A 15389-nucleotide genomic window follows, 5' to 3' on the forward strand; every position below is an offset into this window, starting at 1 on the left:
GCCTCAGCCCTGTTGCGGGCCGGACAGGGGCAGCCCGCCAAAGGCGGGGGTGCCGCTGATGGTCGAGGGCACGATGCGATTGTATTTCGTGCCCGCGATCGAGGCGCCTGCCATCAGCCCCGCCTGACCGAAGATCAGCGCCACGACAGGATGCTGCGCGGTGACCGTATCGGCCCCCATCGCCACGCCGCCGCGCGGGATCGCGTAATAGGCGTCGGCCTCGGCCACCCAGCCCGGCGCGGCGCGGAAGGCGGCCAGCGCCTGATCGGTCTGGAAGATCAGCACATGTGCATATTGCTGCGCGCCCGCCTGAAGCCCGACACTGGCGCGGGTGGCGGAATAGTAATCCACCGATGCGCCGCCGATCCGCAGCGCGCCCTGACCATAAGCCCCGCCAACGCCGAAGGCGGCCGAGGTCATCAGCGGCATATACAGCACGCCGCGCGCGTTCTCGACCATCTGGCCCGCCTGCGGATAGGTTTGCAGCAGATATTGATGGGTCTGGTCCACCCGCGCATCCAGCTGCGCCGAGGCATTGCTGCCGACCGCATTGGTGCATCCGGCCACGGCCAGCGCGGCACCGCCGCTCAGCAGAACCAGGCGGCGGTTCATCATGTTGGATTTGCTCATCTATCGCCTCGCTTGTGTGATCGGACCTGATGCCGGTCCGTTGCCATCAACAATACGCGAGGATGCCCGCCTATGCCAGTATCTCGGCCACGGCAGGCGCGAAATAGCTTAACACCCCGTCGCAACCCGCGCGGCGGAAGGACAACAGGCTTTCTAGCATCACATCGCGCGACAGCCACCCGTTGCGGATCGCGCCCTCCAGCATCGCATATTCGCCGCTGACCTGATAGGCAAATGTCGGCGCGTCAAAGCGGTCCTTCACCTCGCGGCAGATATCCAGATAGGGCATGCCGGGCTTGACCATCACCATATCGGCGCCCTCGGACAGGTCGCGGGCGACGCAGCGCAGCGCCTCGGCCCGGTTGGCGGGGTTCACCTGATAGGTTTTCTTGTCGCCCACCAGCCGCCCCGAAGCCCCCACCGCATCGCGGAACGGGCCATAGAAGGCGCTGGCGAATTTCGCCGCATAGGACAGGATCGCCACGTCCTTGTGGCCCGCATCCTCCAGCGCACCCCGCAATGCGGCGATGCGCCCGTCCATCATGTCGCTGGGGCCAAGAATGTCTGCCCCGGCCTCGGCCTGCGCCAGCGCCATCTTCACCAGCGCCTCGACGGTTTCGTCGTTCAGGATCTCTCCGTCCACGACCAGCCCGTCATGGCCGTTGGCGTTATAGGGGTCCAGCGCGATATCGGTCATCACCGCCAGTTCCGGCACGGTTTCCTTGACGGCGCGGATGGCGCGGTTGCCGATATTTTCGGGATCCCAGGCGCGTTCGCAGGCTTCGGTCCGCAGCGCCTGATCGGAATGCGGAAAGATGCAGATCGCCGGGATGTTCAGACGCGCCGCCCGCTCGGCCGCCCGGCGCACCCCGTCCAGCGTCAGCCGCTCGACCCCCGGCATCGAGGCGATCTCGCCCTCGGCACCCTCGACCTCGGTGACGAAGACCGGCCAGATCAGGTTGGCGGGGGTCAGGTTCACCTCGGTCACCATCGCGCGCAGACTGGCGGTCCGGCGCAGGCGGCGCAGGCGCGTGGCGGGAAAGGCGGGGGTGATCGGCGTGGCCATGACGGGCATCCTTCCAGAACGGCGAAAAGGGACGCGGGCGAACCTTTCCCTTGTCCTGCTGCTGTTCTAAGGTCGCGCGCAGCCAAGGACAAGCAAGCCAGCAGGGAAGACATTCGTGCCGCAATTCGACGGTTTGATCGGTTTACTGGACAGCCGCTCTTTCGGCACGATCTGGTTCTGGATCGTCCTTATCGCATGGTGGTCGGCCAACGGCCGCACGGTGCTGGGCGTCCCGACCGAGGTGCTGGTGCGCGCCCGCCGCATACGCCGCGAAGGCCGCCCGGAAGCCGATGAGGTGATCGCCCTGCTGGACTGGCTGTCGCTGACCCTGCCGCGCTGGCGGCTGGGCCGGGCCGAGGGCGCGGGCTTTCTGGGGCTGGGGGTGTTCGCGCTGACCGTGCTGGCGATCACTGGCTTCGGCTATGGGCTGGAGATGGCGCAGGCGCTGACCCTGTTGCTGGTGCCGATGAAGATCCTGTTCTGGATGCGCATCCTGCTGGCGCGTCGGCTGATGCCGCTGCTGGTCGATGCGCAATCGGGCGCGCGTCCGGTGGCCGACGCGGCGGGCGAGGCGGTCGGGCGCATGACCCTGCACCGGCGGCTGGTCTGGTTCCTGTCGATCGTCTCGGTCGCGGCGACGGCGCTGTGGGGAACGCTGTGGATGCTGCTGAACCCGCTGAGCCTGTGAGGGGGGCTGTGACCGGCGGCGGTGACGGGTTGACACCGCGGCCCCGCCCGTTACCTGACATTTCATGTCCGACCACCTGATCCTTTCCGGCGCCCCCGAAGGCTATGACGCGGCCCTGATCGCCCGCGAATCCACACGCGGCCAGCCCGTGATCCACATCGCCCGCGACGACCGGCGCATGGCCGCGACCCGCGCCGCGCTGGCCTTTCTGGCCCCCGCGACGGTGGTGCTGGAATTTCCCGCATGGGACACGACGCCCTATGACCGGGTGTCGCCTGCGCCGGAAATTCAGGCGGCGCGCATGGCCACGCTGGCGGCGCTGGCGCAGGGGGCGGTCAGGGGGCCGTTCGTGCTGCTGACGACGCTGAACGCCGTGCTGCAACGCCTGCCCGCGCGTCAGGTCCTGTCGGGCGCCAGTTTCTCGGCCCGCGTCGGCGACCGGATCAACGAAGGCGCCTTGCGCGATTTTCTGGTGCGGATGGGCTTTGTGCAGTCGCCCACCGTGACCGAGCCCGGCGATTACGCGATCCGCGGCGGCATCATCGACATCTTTGCGCCGGGCGAGGGCGGGCCGGTACGGCTGGACCTGTTCGGCGATGTGCTGGACGGGGCGCGGCGCTTTGATCCGCTGACCCAGCGGACGACGGAAAAGCTGGACCGGGTGGAAATCGCCCCCATGTCCGAGGTCATTCTGGATCAGGAGGCCATCACCCGTTTCCGCCAGAACTATCGCGCCGAATATGGTGGCGGCACCAGCGACCCGATGTATGAGGGCGTCAGCGCCGGCCGCAAGATGGCCGGGATGGAGCATTGGCTGCCGTGGTTCCATGACCGGATGGAAAGCCTGTTCGACTATCTTCCCGACGCCTCGGTGATGCTGGACGACCATGTCGGGCAGGTGATCCTTGCCCGTCGCGACATGATCCGCGAACAGTTCGAAGCCCGCAAGGCCGCGATGGCAGCCAAGGGGCGCGCCGATACGGTCTATAAGCCCGTGCCGCCCGATCTGATGTTCCCGTCCGACGCCGAATGGACCGAATGGCTGTCGCGCCACCGGGTGCTGAACCTGTCGGTGCTGCAACAGCCGCCCGGTCCGGGCGTACTGGATGCGGGCGGGCGCGTGGGCCGCAACTTCGCGCCCGAACGTCAGGCGGAATCCATCAATGTATTCCAGTCTCTGTCGGATCATGTGAAGGTTCTGTCAAAGGATCACCGGGTGATCCTTGCCAGCTTCTCGGACGGTTCGCGCGACCGGCTGGCGGGGCTGCTGGCCGATGAAGGGTTAGTCGGCGTCAAGCCCATCGCCGATATCCGTGATCTGCCCGCCAAGCCCCGCGCGGTCGGTCTGGCCGTCTGGCCGCTGGACGAGGGTTTCGTGGCCGAGGGGCAGGCGCTTGGCCCCATCGCGGTGATTTCCGAACAGGACGTGCTGGGCGACCGGCTGGTGCGCGGCGCGAAGAAACGCCGCCGGGCCGAGAACTTCCTGCAGGACACCACCGCGCTGAGCCCCGGCGATCTTGTGGTGCATGTCGAACATGGCATCGGTCGCTATACCGGGCTGGAAACGATCAAGGCCGCAGGCGTGCCGCATGACTGCGTGGCGCTGGAATATGCCGGTGGCGACCGGCTGTTCCTGCCGGTCGAGAATATCGAGCTGCTGTCCCGCTATGGTCACGAGGAAGGCTTGCTGGACAAGCTGGGCGGCGGCGCGTGGCAGGCCCGCAAGGCGCGCCTGAAGGAACGCATCAGGCTGATCGCCGACAAGCTGATGCGCGTCGCGGCCGAGCGTCTGCTGCGCCCCGCCCCGGTGCTGGAGCCCGAGGATCACGACTGGCAGGCGTTTTCGGCGCGTTTCCCCTATAGCGAGACCGACGACCAGATGTCCGCCATCGAGGATGTGCAGGAGGATCTGGCGGCGGGCCGTCCGATGGACCGGCTGGTGGTCGGCGATGTGGGCTTTGGCAAGACCGAGGTTGCCATGCGCGCGGCCTTTATCGCCGCCAGCCAGGGGATGCAGGTCGCCGTGGTCGCGCCCACGACCCTGCTGGCACGTCAGCATTTCCTGTCCTTCGCCGAGCGTTTCCGGGGCACGGCGATCACCTGCCGTCCGCTGTCGCGTTTCGTCAGCGCCAAGGATGCCGCCAAAACGCGCGAGGGGCTGGCCGACGGGTCGGTCGATATCGTCGTCGGCACCCATGCGGTGCTGGCCAAACAGGTGCGGTTCAGAAATCTCGGCCTGCTGATCATCGACGAGGAGCAGCATTTCGGCGTCGCCCACAAGGAACGGCTCAAGGAGATGCGCAGCGACATCCACGTGCTGACCTTGACCGCGACGCCGATCCCGCGCACGCTGCAACTGTCGCTGACCGGGGTGCGTGACCTGTCGATCATCGGCACGCCGCCGGTGGACCGGCTGTCGATCCGCACCTATGTGTCGGAATTCGACAGCGTCACCATCCGCGAAGCCCTTCTGCGCGAGAAATATCGTGGCGGGCAAAGCTTTTTCGTGGTTCCGCGCCTGTCCGATCTGCCCGATGTGGAACACTGGCTGTCGGAAAACGTGCCGGAAATCAGCACGATCGTCGCCCATGGCCAGCTTGCGGCGGGCGATCTGGACCAGCGGATGAACGCCTTTTACGACGGCAGCCATGATGTGCTGCTGGCGACCAGCATCGTGGAATCGGGGCTGGATATACCCACGGCGAATACCATGGTGATCTGGCGCGCGGATATGTTCGGGCTGGCGCAGCTCTATCAGATCCGCGGTCGCGTGGGCCGGTCCAAGACCCGCGCCTATTGCTATCTGACCACGAAGCCCCGCCAGCCGCTGACCCCGCAGGCGATGCGGCGGCTGAAATTCCTGGGCTCGATCGACGGGCTGGGCGCGGGCTTCAACCTGGCCTCGCAGGATCTGGACCTGCGCGGGGCGGGCAACCTGCTGGGCGAGGAACAATCCGGCCATATCAAGGAGGTCGGGTTTGAACTTTATCAGGCGATGCTTGAGGAAACCATCGCCAAGCTGAAATCGGGCGAGATCGAAGGCACGCCCGAGGACGAATGGGCGCCGCAGCTGAACCTTGGCGTGCCGGTGACGATCCCCGAAAGCTATATCCCCGATCTGGACGTGCGGTTGGGCCTTTATCGCCGCCTGTCGGGCCTGACCACCAAGGTCGAACTGGAGGGTTTCGCCGCCGAACTGATCGACCGTTTCGGGCCGTTGCCGCGCGAAGTGAACACGCTGCTTCTGGTGATCCGCATCAAGGCGATGGCGAAACGCGCCAATATCGCGCGGCTGGATGCGGGGCCGAAGGGGGTGACGGTGCAGTTCCACATGGACAAGTTCCCCAACCCCGCCGGTCTGGTCGAATTCCTGACCGACCAGCACGGGCAGGCGAAGGTGACGGACAACAAGATCATCATCCGCCGCGACTGGTCCACCGACGCCGACCGGATCAAGGGCGCCTTCGCCATCGCCCGCGATCTGGCCGCCAAGGCCAGGGCGGCGAAATAGCCGGCGGGGGGTCGTTATTCAGTCGTGACAGCTGGGTAAAATTGCGTTTGTTTGCCCGAAAGAATGTACGGGCGAACTCCTCCATGCCCACGAGCGGCCCGAGGATCACGCAGCCTGGCTCCTTCAAGAAATCCCGGCCGCTTAAGCACGCAGAACAACATGACGTCGCGAACTGTCAGCACAGCACGCCCATCACTGATGTGATTGGCCACCGGCTCCACACCAAGGACTGGTTCAAACCGGATCACGGTTCCACACCTGAATCCGAATAGCCGTTTTTTTGGTGGGACAGCCGAAATCTTCCGGCGCTTTTTCCAGTGATATCAGGGGTTTGGAAGGTGTGATCTGGTGGAGCCGAGGGGAATCGAACCCCTGACCTCATCATTGCGAACGATGCGCTCTACCAACTGAGCTACGGCCCCTTTACGCTGTCTTCTGAATCGGAAGTGCGTAATTGTCAAGCGGAAGCTTCGCCATCCCGCCAGCTCACCAGGCCGCAACCAGGGCTGGGCAAGGCCTGCGTCATAAAGAGCCGCAGCGGGCGGCTCTTGGCATCGATAATTGAACCGTTCCGAATATAGCGGGACGTGATCCTATGCTGGCGATGGAAGGCGCGACTCAGGCACCGCAGAAAGGCTGCCCAATCCATGCTGGTGAACCGGCCGCCCTGATCGGAACGGATCCCGGCGGCCATATTGGTCGCGGAGATGCCGGCACCCGACCGGGAAACCGCGGGCGAGGCCGCAACCAAGTCAGGCCTTGCCCCCGTGCCAGGCGATATCGGCACAATGCGCGACAAGCGCATGATCGCCGGAGGACGGCGAGATCTTCGACACGTCCCCTTCCAAACAGCACGCGCCGCTGCATGTGACAATCCGGTGTCGAAGCCGCTGACGAAACGCCTCAAAGGGCGCGGTAAGCCGCACAAGCTCATCATTACTGCAGTCGCGCGCAGCCTGGTCACAATCGCAAACGCGGTCCTCAAAACGACCGCACCACGGCCAACCAACCCCGTCGATTAGGCACAGTTTCCAGGCCGCAGATATTTGCGGCAGATGGCTTCCTTTACAGTCATTGCTGCGTTTCATATGCGTGACATGCCGGATGGTTAACGTCCTGCGCAATCGTCGAACGGCGACCATCAAGGTTTCGCGCATCGGTTGCGCCGCGTCATGCCTTCACGACTATATGCGGCGACGGCCTGGATGCGGAATGAGGGGGTTGGGATGAAAAAGGCGCTGATTACCGGGATCACCGGGCAGGATGGATCCTATCTGGCCGAATTCCTGCTTGAGAAGGGCTACGAGGTTCATGGCATCAAGCGCCGCGCGTCCCTGTTCAACACACAGCGCATCGACCATGTCTTTCAGGACCCGCATGAAAAGCCCCCGCTGAAGCTGCATTACGGCGACCTCAGCGACAGCTCGAACCTGACCCGGCTGATTTCGCAGATCGAACCGGATGAGATCTATAATCTGGGCGCGCAAAGCCATGTCGCCGTCAGCTTCGAGGCGCCGGAATATACCGCCGATGTGGATGCGCTGGGAACGCTGCGCATGCTGGAGGCGATCCGCTTTCTGGGGCTGGAGAAACGGACCCGCTTCTATCAGGCCTCGACATCGGAACTTTATGGGCTGGTGCAGGAAACCCCGCAGCGCGAAACGACGCCCTTCCACCCGCGTTCGCCCTATGCCGTGGCCAAGCTTTACGCCTATTGGATCACGGTGAACTACCGTGAGGCTTACGGGATGTTTGCCTGCAACGGCATCCTGTTCAATCACGAAAGCCCGCGCCGGGGCGAGACTTTCGTGACCCGCAAGATCACCCGGGGTCTGGCCAATATCGCGCAGGGGATCGACCGTTGCCTTTACATGGGCAATCTGGACGCGCTGCGCGATTGGGGTCATGCGCGCGATTATGTGCGCATGCAGTGGATGATGCTGCAATGCGACGAGCCCGAGGATTTCGTCATCGCCACCGGCAAGCAGTACTCGGTGCGCCAGTTCCTGATCTGGGCGGCGGCAGAGCTGGGGCTGGAACTGGAATTCCGTGGCAGCGGCGTGGACGAGATCGCGGTGGTTGCGGCCATCAATGGCAATGACGCTCCGGCGTTGAAGGTGGGCAATGTGATCCTGAAGGTCGATCCGCGCTATTTCCGCCCGGCCGAGGTCGAGACCCTGCTGGGCGACCCCTCCAAGGCGCATCAGAAACTGGGCTGGCAGCCGCAGATCACCGTTCAGGAAATGTGCGCCGAGATGGTGGCCGCCGATCTGGAGATCGCGCGCCGCCACGCCTTGCTGGACAGCCACGGCATCGCCCCCGCCGTCGCGATCGAGGATAACTGAAACATGCGGCGATTGCTGATCACCGGCGGGCAGGGGATGGTGGGGCGTAATCTGCGGGCACATCCGGGCATCGCGGATTGGGCCGTGCTGGCGCCCTCGTCGCAGGAACTGGATTTGCTGGATGAGGCGGCACTGCGCGACTATCTGGCGCAGCATCGTCCCGACGCGGTGGTTCATGCGGCGGGCGTCGTCGGTGGCATCCACGCCAATATGGCCCAGCCGGTGCACTTTCTGGTGGCCAATACGCGGATGGGCGTGAATATCGTGACCGCCTGTCTGGAGGCGGGGATCGGCACGCTGATCAATCTGGCCTCAAGCTGCATCTATCCCAGGGCGCTGGGGCAGGGGCTGAGCGAGGACAGGATCCTGACCGGCGCGCTGGAACCCACGAATGAAGGCTATGCGCTGGCCAAGATCACGACCATGCGTTTGTGCGAATATGCGATGCGGGAAGATCCGGCGCTGAACTACAAGACGCTGATTCCGTGCAATCTTTATGGAAAATGGGACAAGTTCGATCCGCGTCATTCGCACCTGCTTCCGGCAATCATCCACAAGGTGCATCAGGCGATGCAGGACGGGTTGGATGAGGTCGAAATCTGGGGCGACGGTACCGCGCGGCGTGAATTCATGTATGCCGGCGATCTGGCCGATGCGGTAATGCGTGCGCTGTCCGATCCCGGCGCGCTGCCCGAGTCGCTGAATATCGGGCCGGGGCATGACCATTCCATCAATGATTATTACCGGATCGTGGCGCAGGTGATCGGCTGGCAGGGGCGCTTCATCCATGATCTGTCGCGGCCCGTGGGCATGAAACAGAAGCTGCTCTCGGTCGAGCGGCAGCGGGAATGGGGCTGGCAGCCGCGCGTCGGACTGGCCGACGGCATCCGCGAAACATATGAATTCTATCTGCAGGAGCACGTAACATGACCGCCCGTTTCCCGCTTGCGACATCGTCCTGGGACGAGGCCGAACGGGCCGCGCTGCAACGTGTCATCGACTCGGACCGCTTCTCAATGGGCGATGAGGTGGCCGCATTCGAACGGGAATTCGCCAACTGGGTCGGCAGCCGTCATGCGGTGATGGTGAATTCGGGCTCTTCGGCGAATCTGCTGATGGTGGCGGCGCTGCGCTATACCCGGAATGCCGACCTGCGTCTGATGCCGGGCGACGAGGTGATCGTGCCCGCCGTGTCATGGTCCACAACTTTCTATCCGCTGCATCAATACGGGCTGCGGATGAAATTCGTGGATATCGACATCCAGACGCTGAACTATGATCTGGAGGCACTGGCGGCGGCGGTATCGGAACGCACGCGCGCCATCATGGCCGTGAATCTTCTGGGTAATCCCAATGATTTCAGCCGGATACGCCAGATCATCGGGGATCGCCCCATCACGCTGATCGAGGACAACTGCGAATCCATGGGCGCCACGCTGGACGGGCGGCAGGCCGGCACCTTCGGGGTGATGGGCAGCTTTTCCAGCTTTTTCTCGCATCACATCTCGACCATGGAAGGCGGGTTGATCGTCACCGATGATGAAGAGCTTTATCATATCCTGCTGGCGCTGCGGGCGCATGGCTGGACGCGCAACCTGCCGAAACTCAACCGCCTGACCGGCGAGAAAAGCGATGATCCGTTCGAGGGAAGTTTCCGCTTCGTGCTGCCCGGATACAATCTGCGGCCGCTGGAAATGTCAGGCGCGCTGGGGCGAGAGCAGTTGAAGAAGCTGCCCGGCCTGATCGAGGGGCGGCGCGCCAATGGCACGCGCTTTGCGCAGGCGATGTCCAATCATCCGGTCTTTCGGGTCCAGCGCGAGACCGGCAACAGCAGCTGGTTCGGCTTCGCGCTGATCCTGCGTCCCGATACCGGGCTGAGCCGCCCGCAGGTTCTGGCCCGTTTCGATCAACTCGGCTTTGACACCCGGCCCATCGTCAGCGGCAATTTCACCAAGAATCCGGTGTTGCAGATGATGGACCATAGCCTGCATGGGCAGATGGTGAATGCCGATGACATCGACCGGAACGGCTTTTTCATCGGTAACCACCATTACGATTTCACCGAGGCGATCGAAACCGTCGCGGCATTCCGCGTCTAGGTCGGATCGTCATTCAGGCGTGCCAAGGGCATCGAGTGCCGGGTCATGATTTTCCGCAATTGGGTGGCGTTTGCGGATGGGCGCGAAGCGTTATGGGTTGAACGAAGCATCATGGGCAAGGCCCGCGCCGCTTCTGCCCCGTCAGTTGAGTGATCCCGGGCGGACAGGATCATCCCAACGCGCATTTGCCGCGCAGATGGCCGAACCGTCCGGGCGGTTCGGCGTCGCAGCTCACTGTGGGTCGGGATTACACGCCGGCCCTGAACTAGGTCGGGTGCGAGAAGCTGCGCGTGGTGAAGCAAGGATCGGCTGACAGTTGAACGATGTCCCGAACCCCGCAGCGCGTTTCAGCGCCGGGCCAGCTTACGCTCGATATAGCTGCGCAATTCCTCGACCTCGGTGCGACTTTCGCGCAGCCCTTCCAGCGCGGTCTGCAATTCGGTCTCGCTGTCGATCAGCCGTGTCATCAGCGTCGCCTCGCGTTCCTCCAGCTTGGCGATGGCCTCGTCGCGGCCTTCCTCGGCCTCGTGCAACTGCTGCGCCAGCCGGTCCAACTCGCCCATATCGGCACGGGTCGGGCGGCTCAGCCGTTGCACCAGCCAGCAGGCGAACCAGCCCAGCATGAACGAAGCGAACAGAATGATCGAGGTCACGATGATGAATTCGGTGCGGTTCATGGTGCCTCGCTTTCGTCCTCTGTCTCCTCCGCGGCCTCTTCCTCGCCGGGGCGGGGCGAGGGGCGCGGCGTCGTCTCGTCGGCGGTCTGCACGGTGACGACGATATCGTCCTCGGATGGCAGGAACGGACCGAACTGTTCTGGCTGTGACGGCCCGCTTTCCTCGCTGACGCCAAGGGTCGCGGGCGCGACATTGCCCCGGCCCGTATCGGACGGCATGGCGGTGACGGCCTCGTCGATCAGGGGCAGCGGCAGCACCGGGCCGAATGCGATCAGCTCTGACGCCGCCATGCCCGCCACCAGATCGCTGGCGGCCTGATAGGCGGCGGCGGGCACGCTGCTGTCGTCCCCGGCTGCGGTCTGGGCCAGGGCCTCGGTGGTCACGCCCTTGCGGGTGGCGGGCGCGGGCAGGGGCTCGTCGCGCACCGGGATCGGCGACATCAGCCGGAACTCGATCCGGCGGTTGGCCTCGCGCCCTTCCTCGGTGTCGTTGGTGGCCACCGGCTGGCTTTCGCCGTAACCGCGCGAGGTCATGTGGCGGGTGTCGATCCCCGCCTCGCTCATGGCGGTGACCAGCGATTGTGCCCGCGCCCGCGACAGATCGGCATTGAACCCGGCCGAACCCTGCGAATCGGTATGCCCGCCGGTCTCGATCTGGAAACTGGCGCAATCGACCATGATCGCGGCCAGTTGCTCCAGCGTGCCGGTCGGGTCGCCCGCGATGGTCGAGCGGCTGGGCTCGAACCCGATTTCGGATTCCGACATGACGACATTCAGCCGCGAGACGCATTCCTCGCCATCGGGCAGGTTCAGCGTCAGGTCGAGCATCCGGTCATAGCGGATCGACAGATCATAGCGCGACCCCGCGCCCAGCCGCTGCGACAGGACCGCCGCCGCCTGATCCACCGCGCGCGGATCGCCCGAAGTGCCGCTTAGCCTCAGATTGTCGGCCGTTACCGAGACGGTGCCGTTTTCCAGCCCGCTCAGCGCCTCCAGCGCGGCGATGACCTTGACGGTCCAGCCGCCCGGCACCTCGACATCGCTGCGCAGATCGCTTTCGATCCCGGCAAAGCGCGACCGGGCAAAGCTGTCCACCGCATCCTGCATCCGCGCATCCGACAGACCGCCCCGGATCGAGACCCGGCCATCGGGCATCCGCGTGGCGATGAATTCCGCCGGACCCTGTTCGACGTCGATCGGCTGTTCGATTTCGGCATGCAGCGAAAACACGGCGGGCAGGGTCTGTTCCAGCCGCGCGGTGACCTGTTCGAAACGGGACTGATCGGTGCCTTCGGGGGCCAGCAGCGCGATATCGGCATCCGAGATCGTGACCGAGCCCAGGCCCAGCGCCGCCACCGCATCAATGGCGGCCTCGGCGGCCTCGGCCCAGTCGGGCGACGGCGCGCCCAGCCCCAGCGTGCAACCCGGCTGGCCGTCCACCCCGGCACGGATCGCGGCGTTCAGGATACGGTCGCGCCCGGTCTCGTTATCCGCTGAACAGGCGTCGAAACGCGGGCCTTCCTCATCGACCAGAAAGCGCAGCGTAAAGGGGGCGATGACCGGACGGGGCGCGGAAATATCGGTGACCAGCTGCACATCGGCGGGCACGGCGCGGCGCAGCTCGGCCTCCATCCGGGCCTTTTCGCGGGCGCTGTCGGCCAGTGCCGTCACATGCACCGCACCGGGCGAAATCGAGATCTTGGCCCGCTGCGCCAGTTGCGTCGCGCCAAGGCCCAGCCGGATCGCCTCGTTCCATTTCGGCGGCATGTCGTAATCGGCGGTTTCCAGCAGGTCGATGATATGCGGCGCGGCGGTCTCTCCGCGCAGGCTGCGCAGCAGCGCGTCGCGGTCCATGGCCGCAGGCACCAGCCCGATCAGAGAGATGCCGTCGTCATTGCGCAGCAGCTCGATCTTGAAATCCGGGGGGGTCAGGGCCTCGGCGGCGGCGACGGTCATCGCATCCACGATCCGGTTGGTATCGACCGACCGGCCCGCCTGTGTCAGCGCGCGGAACCGTTCGACCTCGGTCGGCGCGGTGCCGGTCAGGCGTACCTGAAGGCCGTCGGTGCGCACCTCGACCCAGTCATAGCCGCCCGCATCCAGCGCCAGCCGCACATCGGCCAGCGCCTCGCGTTCCATATAGACGGCGGCGGCGGTCGCCCCCATCCAGGCCAGCCCCGCCGCGCCGCCCAGAACGACCAGGGTGGCAATGGCGGTGGATGTGCGGCTGCGCGAAGATGTCATTGGCTGACCTTGGGTGGTTTCAAGCCGCTCGGGTCTAGCCCCGCCATACCCTGCGCGCAATCATGCCAGCCCCGCAATGGCGAGAAACAGCGCAAGAATCAGCCCCGCATCGCGGTTCGAGCGGAACAGGCGCAGACAGGTATCCGTCTGATCCGGCTTGAATTTCCACAACTGCCACAGAAGATGCGCGGCGAAACCGGCCAGTCCGGCCAGCCCTATCAACTGATTGCGACCCGTCAGTGATATAGCCAGCGCCAGCAGCAGCACCGCCAGCGCGGCAAAGCCCAGCAGGATGCGCGGGCTGGCATCGCCGAACAGGCGCGCGGTGGATTTCACCCCGATCAGCGCGTCATCCTCGACATCCTGACAGGCATAGATGGTGTCGTAAAAGATCGTCCATGCGATCCCCGCCAGCCATGCGATGACCGGCAGCAGATCGACCCGGCCCATATGCGCGGTCCAGGCCAGCAGCACGCCCCAGTTGAAGGCAAAGCCCAGAAACACCTGCGGCCACCACGTGAACCGCTTGGCGAAGGGATAGATCGCCACCAGCGCCAGCGAGGCCACGCCCATCCAGATCGCCGCCTGTCCCAGTGTCAGCAGGATGACCAGCCCGACCAGCAGCTGCGCGACCAGCCACAGATAGGCCCCCCGCAGCGTCACCTGCCCCGAAGGCAGCGGCCGCGACCGGGTCCGCGCCACCCGCGCGTCGATATCGCGGTCGGTAATGTCGTTCCATGTGCAGCCCGCCCCGCGCATCACCAGCGCCCCCAGCCCGCAGGCGATCACGATCCACAGATCGAACCAGCGCGGCGCATCGGCCATCATCGCCAGCCCGACGCCCCACCAGCAGGGCAGCAGCAGCAGCCATGTTCCGATGGGCCGGTCGGCGCGGGACATGCGCAGCCACGGCCTTGTCGCGGGCGGGGCATGGCGGTCCACCCAGTTTCCCGCCGGCGCGTCAAAGACGGTCTCTGGTGTTTCGTCGCCGCTTTGCATAGCTTGCCCCATCATGGCCCGGATCAGACTGTTCATAGATCACCCAATGGCCCAGGGACAAGCCGTGCCCCTGGACGCAGCACAGGCGCATTACCTGTCCGGCGTCATGCGGCAAAAGCCGGGCGACGATGTCATGGTCTTCAACGGCCGTGACGGCGAATGGTCCGCCCGGATCGACCAGGCGGGCAAGCGCGGCGGTTCCCTGACCATCGGGCAGCAGACCGCGCCGCAGCGCGATCCGCCAGACCTGTGGCTGCTTTTCGCGCCGATCAAGAAGGCCCGCACCGATTTCATCGTCGAAAAGGCGGCGGAACTGGGCTGCGCCCGCATCCTGCCGGTGCAAAGCGATTTCACCAATTCCGAGCGGATCCGGCAGGACCGGCTTCAGGCCCATGCCGTCGAGGCCGCCGAGCAATGCGGCGGCACCTTCGTTCCCGCGGTCGCCGATCTTCAACCCCTGTCGCGCCTGCTGGCGGGCTGGGACCCTGCGCGGCAGATCCTGTGGGCGGATGAGGCGATGGCCGGTCCCGCGCAAACGCTGGCGGGTCTGTTGCCGGGCGCTTGGGCGATCCTGATCGGCCCCGAGGGCGGGTTTTCCGAATCTGAACGGGTGATTCTGCGCGGATTGCCCTTCGTTCACCCGGTGAGTCTGGGTCCGCGAATCCTTCGCGCCGACACCGCAGCCGTGGCAGCCATCGCGTTATGGCAGGCCGCTTTGGGCGACTGGCGCGGCTAACTGCCGCAGCAAGGTCCAAAAGCGACATCAAGCGGGTCGGTTGCGACCTTTCCAATGCCCGGAAGTGCCTGCAATCCCTGCAAGAATTGCATATCGGCTTTGCCTCGGCCGGGGATACTCTTTGTCATTTGCCGGTTCTATATCAGGCCTATCCGAAACATGCCCAATGGACGGGCAATTTATGAAAAGGTGATGAAATGTCGGCGATTGAAGCGAACCGCAGCTATGCTGTTGGAGGCGTTCATGGCGTCGTCGCGAAAGCTCTGGCGATCCTGACCGCGTGGAACGATACCCGTGTGACCCGTCGTGAGCTGAGCCGCCTTTCCGATCGCGAACTGGACGATATCGGCCTGTGCCGCGGTGATATCGAGCGGATCGCGCGCAGCTACTAAGCG

General features: G+C 64.9%; 13 protein-coding genes and 1 tRNA gene. 8 read left to right on the forward strand and 6 right to left on the reverse strand.

What is annotated here, in order from left to right:
- Positions 1 to 3: 3 nt before the first annotated feature.
- Positions 4 to 630: a lipid-binding SYLF domain-containing protein gene (locus JHW40_RS06855; protein ID WP_272849083.1), complete on the reverse strand. Its 627-nt coding sequence runs from the start codon at positions 628 to 630 to the stop codon at positions 4 to 6.
- 70 nt (positions 631 to 700) lie between these two features.
- On the reverse strand, positions 701 to 1705 hold the full coding sequence (hemB, locus tag JHW40_RS06860; RefSeq protein ID WP_170851739.1) for a porphobilinogen synthase: 1005 nt from the start codon (positions 1703 to 1705) through the stop codon (positions 701 to 703).
- Between the two features lie 106 nt (positions 1706 to 1811).
- Here hemB and JHW40_RS06865 point away from each other — a divergent pair, with 106 nt between their 5' ends.
- Positions 1812 to 2384: a hypothetical protein gene (locus JHW40_RS06865; protein ID WP_090610720.1), complete on the forward strand. Its 573-nt coding sequence runs from the start codon at positions 1812 to 1814 to the stop codon at positions 2382 to 2384.
- Between the two features lie 64 nt (positions 2385 to 2448).
- Positions 2449 to 5895, forward strand: a complete 3447-nt coding sequence (gene mfd, locus JHW40_RS06870) for a transcription-repair coupling factor (RefSeq protein WP_090610721.1) — start codon at positions 2449 to 2451, stop codon at positions 5893 to 5895.
- A gap of 346 nt (positions 5896 to 6241) precedes the next feature.
- On the opposite strand, the gene JHW40_RS06875 is transcribed toward mfd, so the two are convergent.
- Positions 6242 to 6317, reverse strand: a tRNA-Ala gene (locus JHW40_RS06875).
- Positions 6318 to 6602: 285 nt separating this feature from the next.
- On the opposite strand from JHW40_RS06875, the gene JHW40_RS24145 reads away from it, so the two are divergent.
- The 4 genes from JHW40_RS24145 (at position 6603) to JHW40_RS06890 (ending at position 10339) form a co-directional block, all read left to right on the forward strand.
- Positions 6603 to 6917, forward strand: a complete 315-nt coding sequence (locus tag JHW40_RS24145) for a hypothetical protein (protein ID WP_090610723.1) — start codon at positions 6603 to 6605, stop codon at positions 6915 to 6917.
- 204 nt (positions 6918 to 7121) lie between these two features.
- Complete coding sequence (gene gmd, locus JHW40_RS06880; protein ID WP_090610724.1) at positions 7122 to 8240, forward strand: GDP-mannose 4,6-dehydratase; 1119 nt, start codon at positions 7122 to 7124, stop codon at positions 8238 to 8240.
- 3 nt (positions 8241 to 8243) lie between these two features.
- On the forward strand, positions 8244 to 9170 hold the full coding sequence (locus JHW40_RS06885; protein ID WP_090610725.1) for a GDP-L-fucose synthase family protein: 927 nt from the start codon (positions 8244 to 8246) through the stop codon (positions 9168 to 9170).
- A complete protein-coding gene (locus tag JHW40_RS06890) occupies positions 9167 to 10339 on the forward strand; it encodes a DegT/DnrJ/EryC1/StrS family aminotransferase (protein ID WP_090610726.1) in 1173 nt (390 codons plus the stop codon). Before JHW40_RS06885 ends, JHW40_RS06890 begins: the two co-directional genes overlap by 4 nt.
- Before the next feature lie 347 nt (positions 10340 to 10686).
- On the opposite strand, the gene JHW40_RS06895 is transcribed toward JHW40_RS06890, so the two are convergent.
- Genes JHW40_RS06895 through ubiA form a run of 3 tightly spaced genes read right to left on the reverse strand, consistent with a single transcriptional unit; the run spans position 10687 to position 14258 of the window.
- Entirely contained in the window at positions 10687 to 11016 is a 330-nt protein-coding gene (locus JHW40_RS06895) for a hypothetical protein (protein ID WP_090610727.1), read from the reverse strand.
- Entirely contained in the window at positions 11013 to 13259 is a 2247-nt protein-coding gene (locus tag JHW40_RS06900; RefSeq protein ID WP_090610728.1) for an OmpA family protein, read from the reverse strand. The genes JHW40_RS06895 and JHW40_RS06900 overlap by 4 nt, the downstream gene beginning before the upstream one ends.
- A gap of 60 nt (positions 13260 to 13319) precedes the next feature.
- Positions 13320 to 14258, reverse strand: a complete 939-nt coding sequence (gene ubiA / locus JHW40_RS06905; RefSeq protein ID WP_090610729.1) for a 4-hydroxybenzoate octaprenyltransferase — start codon at positions 14256 to 14258, stop codon at positions 13320 to 13322.
- 13 nt (positions 14259 to 14271) lie between these two features.
- Here ubiA and JHW40_RS06910 point away from each other — a divergent pair, with 13 nt between their 5' ends.
- Both JHW40_RS06910 and JHW40_RS06915 read left to right on the forward strand, forming a co-directional pair.
- Positions 14272 to 14994 (forward strand): 16S rRNA (uracil(1498)-N(3))-methyltransferase, encoded by a 723-nt coding sequence (locus JHW40_RS06910; RefSeq protein ID WP_090610730.1) that lies wholly within the window; start codon positions 14272 to 14274, stop codon positions 14992 to 14994.
- 197 nt (positions 14995 to 15191) lie between these two features.
- Positions 15192 to 15386: a DUF1127 domain-containing protein gene (locus tag JHW40_RS06915; RefSeq protein ID WP_090610731.1), complete on the forward strand. Its 195-nt coding sequence runs from the start codon at positions 15192 to 15194 to the stop codon at positions 15384 to 15386.
- Positions 15387 to 15389 lie beyond the last annotated feature (3 nt).

It is taken from the genome of Paracoccus alcaliphilus (genome assembly GCF_028553725.1).
Classification (GTDB): domain Bacteria; phylum Pseudomonadota; class Alphaproteobacteria; order Rhodobacterales; family Rhodobacteraceae; genus Paracoccus; species Paracoccus alcaliphilus.

Coding starts and splice junctions, on each gene's coding strand:
- hemB (WP_170851739.1), bottom strand. CDS start 1,705: ATGCCCGTCATGGCCACGCCGATCACCCCCGCCTTTCCCGCCACGCGC.
- JHW40_RS24145 (WP_090610723.1), top strand. CDS start 6,603: ATGCCGGCACCCGACCGGGAAACCGCGGGCGAGGCCGCAACCAAGTCA.
- mfd (WP_090610721.1), top strand. CDS start 2,449: ATGTCCGACCACCTGATCCTTTCCGGCGCCCCCGAAGGCTATGACGCG.
- JHW40_RS06895 (WP_090610727.1), bottom strand. CDS start 11,016: ATGAACCGCACCGAATTCATCATCGTGACCTCGATCATTCTGTTCGCT.
- JHW40_RS06855 (WP_272849083.1), bottom strand. CDS start 630: ATGAGCAAATCCAACATGATGAACCGCCGCCTGGTTCTGCTGAGCGGC.
- ubiA (WP_090610729.1), bottom strand. CDS start 14,258: ATGCAAAGCGGCGACGAAACACCAGAGACCGTCTTTGACGCGCCGGCG.
- JHW40_RS06890 (WP_090610726.1), top strand. CDS start 9,167: ATGACCGCCCGTTTCCCGCTTGCGACATCGTCCTGGGACGAGGCCGAA.
- JHW40_RS06915 (WP_090610731.1), top strand. CDS start 15,192: ATGTCGGCGATTGAAGCGAACCGCAGCTATGCTGTTGGAGGCGTTCAT.
- JHW40_RS06885 (WP_090610725.1), top strand. CDS start 8,244: ATGCGGCGATTGCTGATCACCGGCGGGCAGGGGATGGTGGGGCGTAAT.
- gmd (WP_090610724.1), top strand. CDS start 7,122: ATGAAAAAGGCGCTGATTACCGGGATCACCGGGCAGGATGGATCCTAT.
- JHW40_RS06900 (WP_090610728.1), bottom strand. CDS start 13,259: ATGACATCTTCGCGCAGCCGCACATCCACCGCCATTGCCACCCTGGTC.
- JHW40_RS06910 (WP_090610730.1), top strand. CDS start 14,272: ATGGCCCGGATCAGACTGTTCATAGATCACCCAATGGCCCAGGGACAA.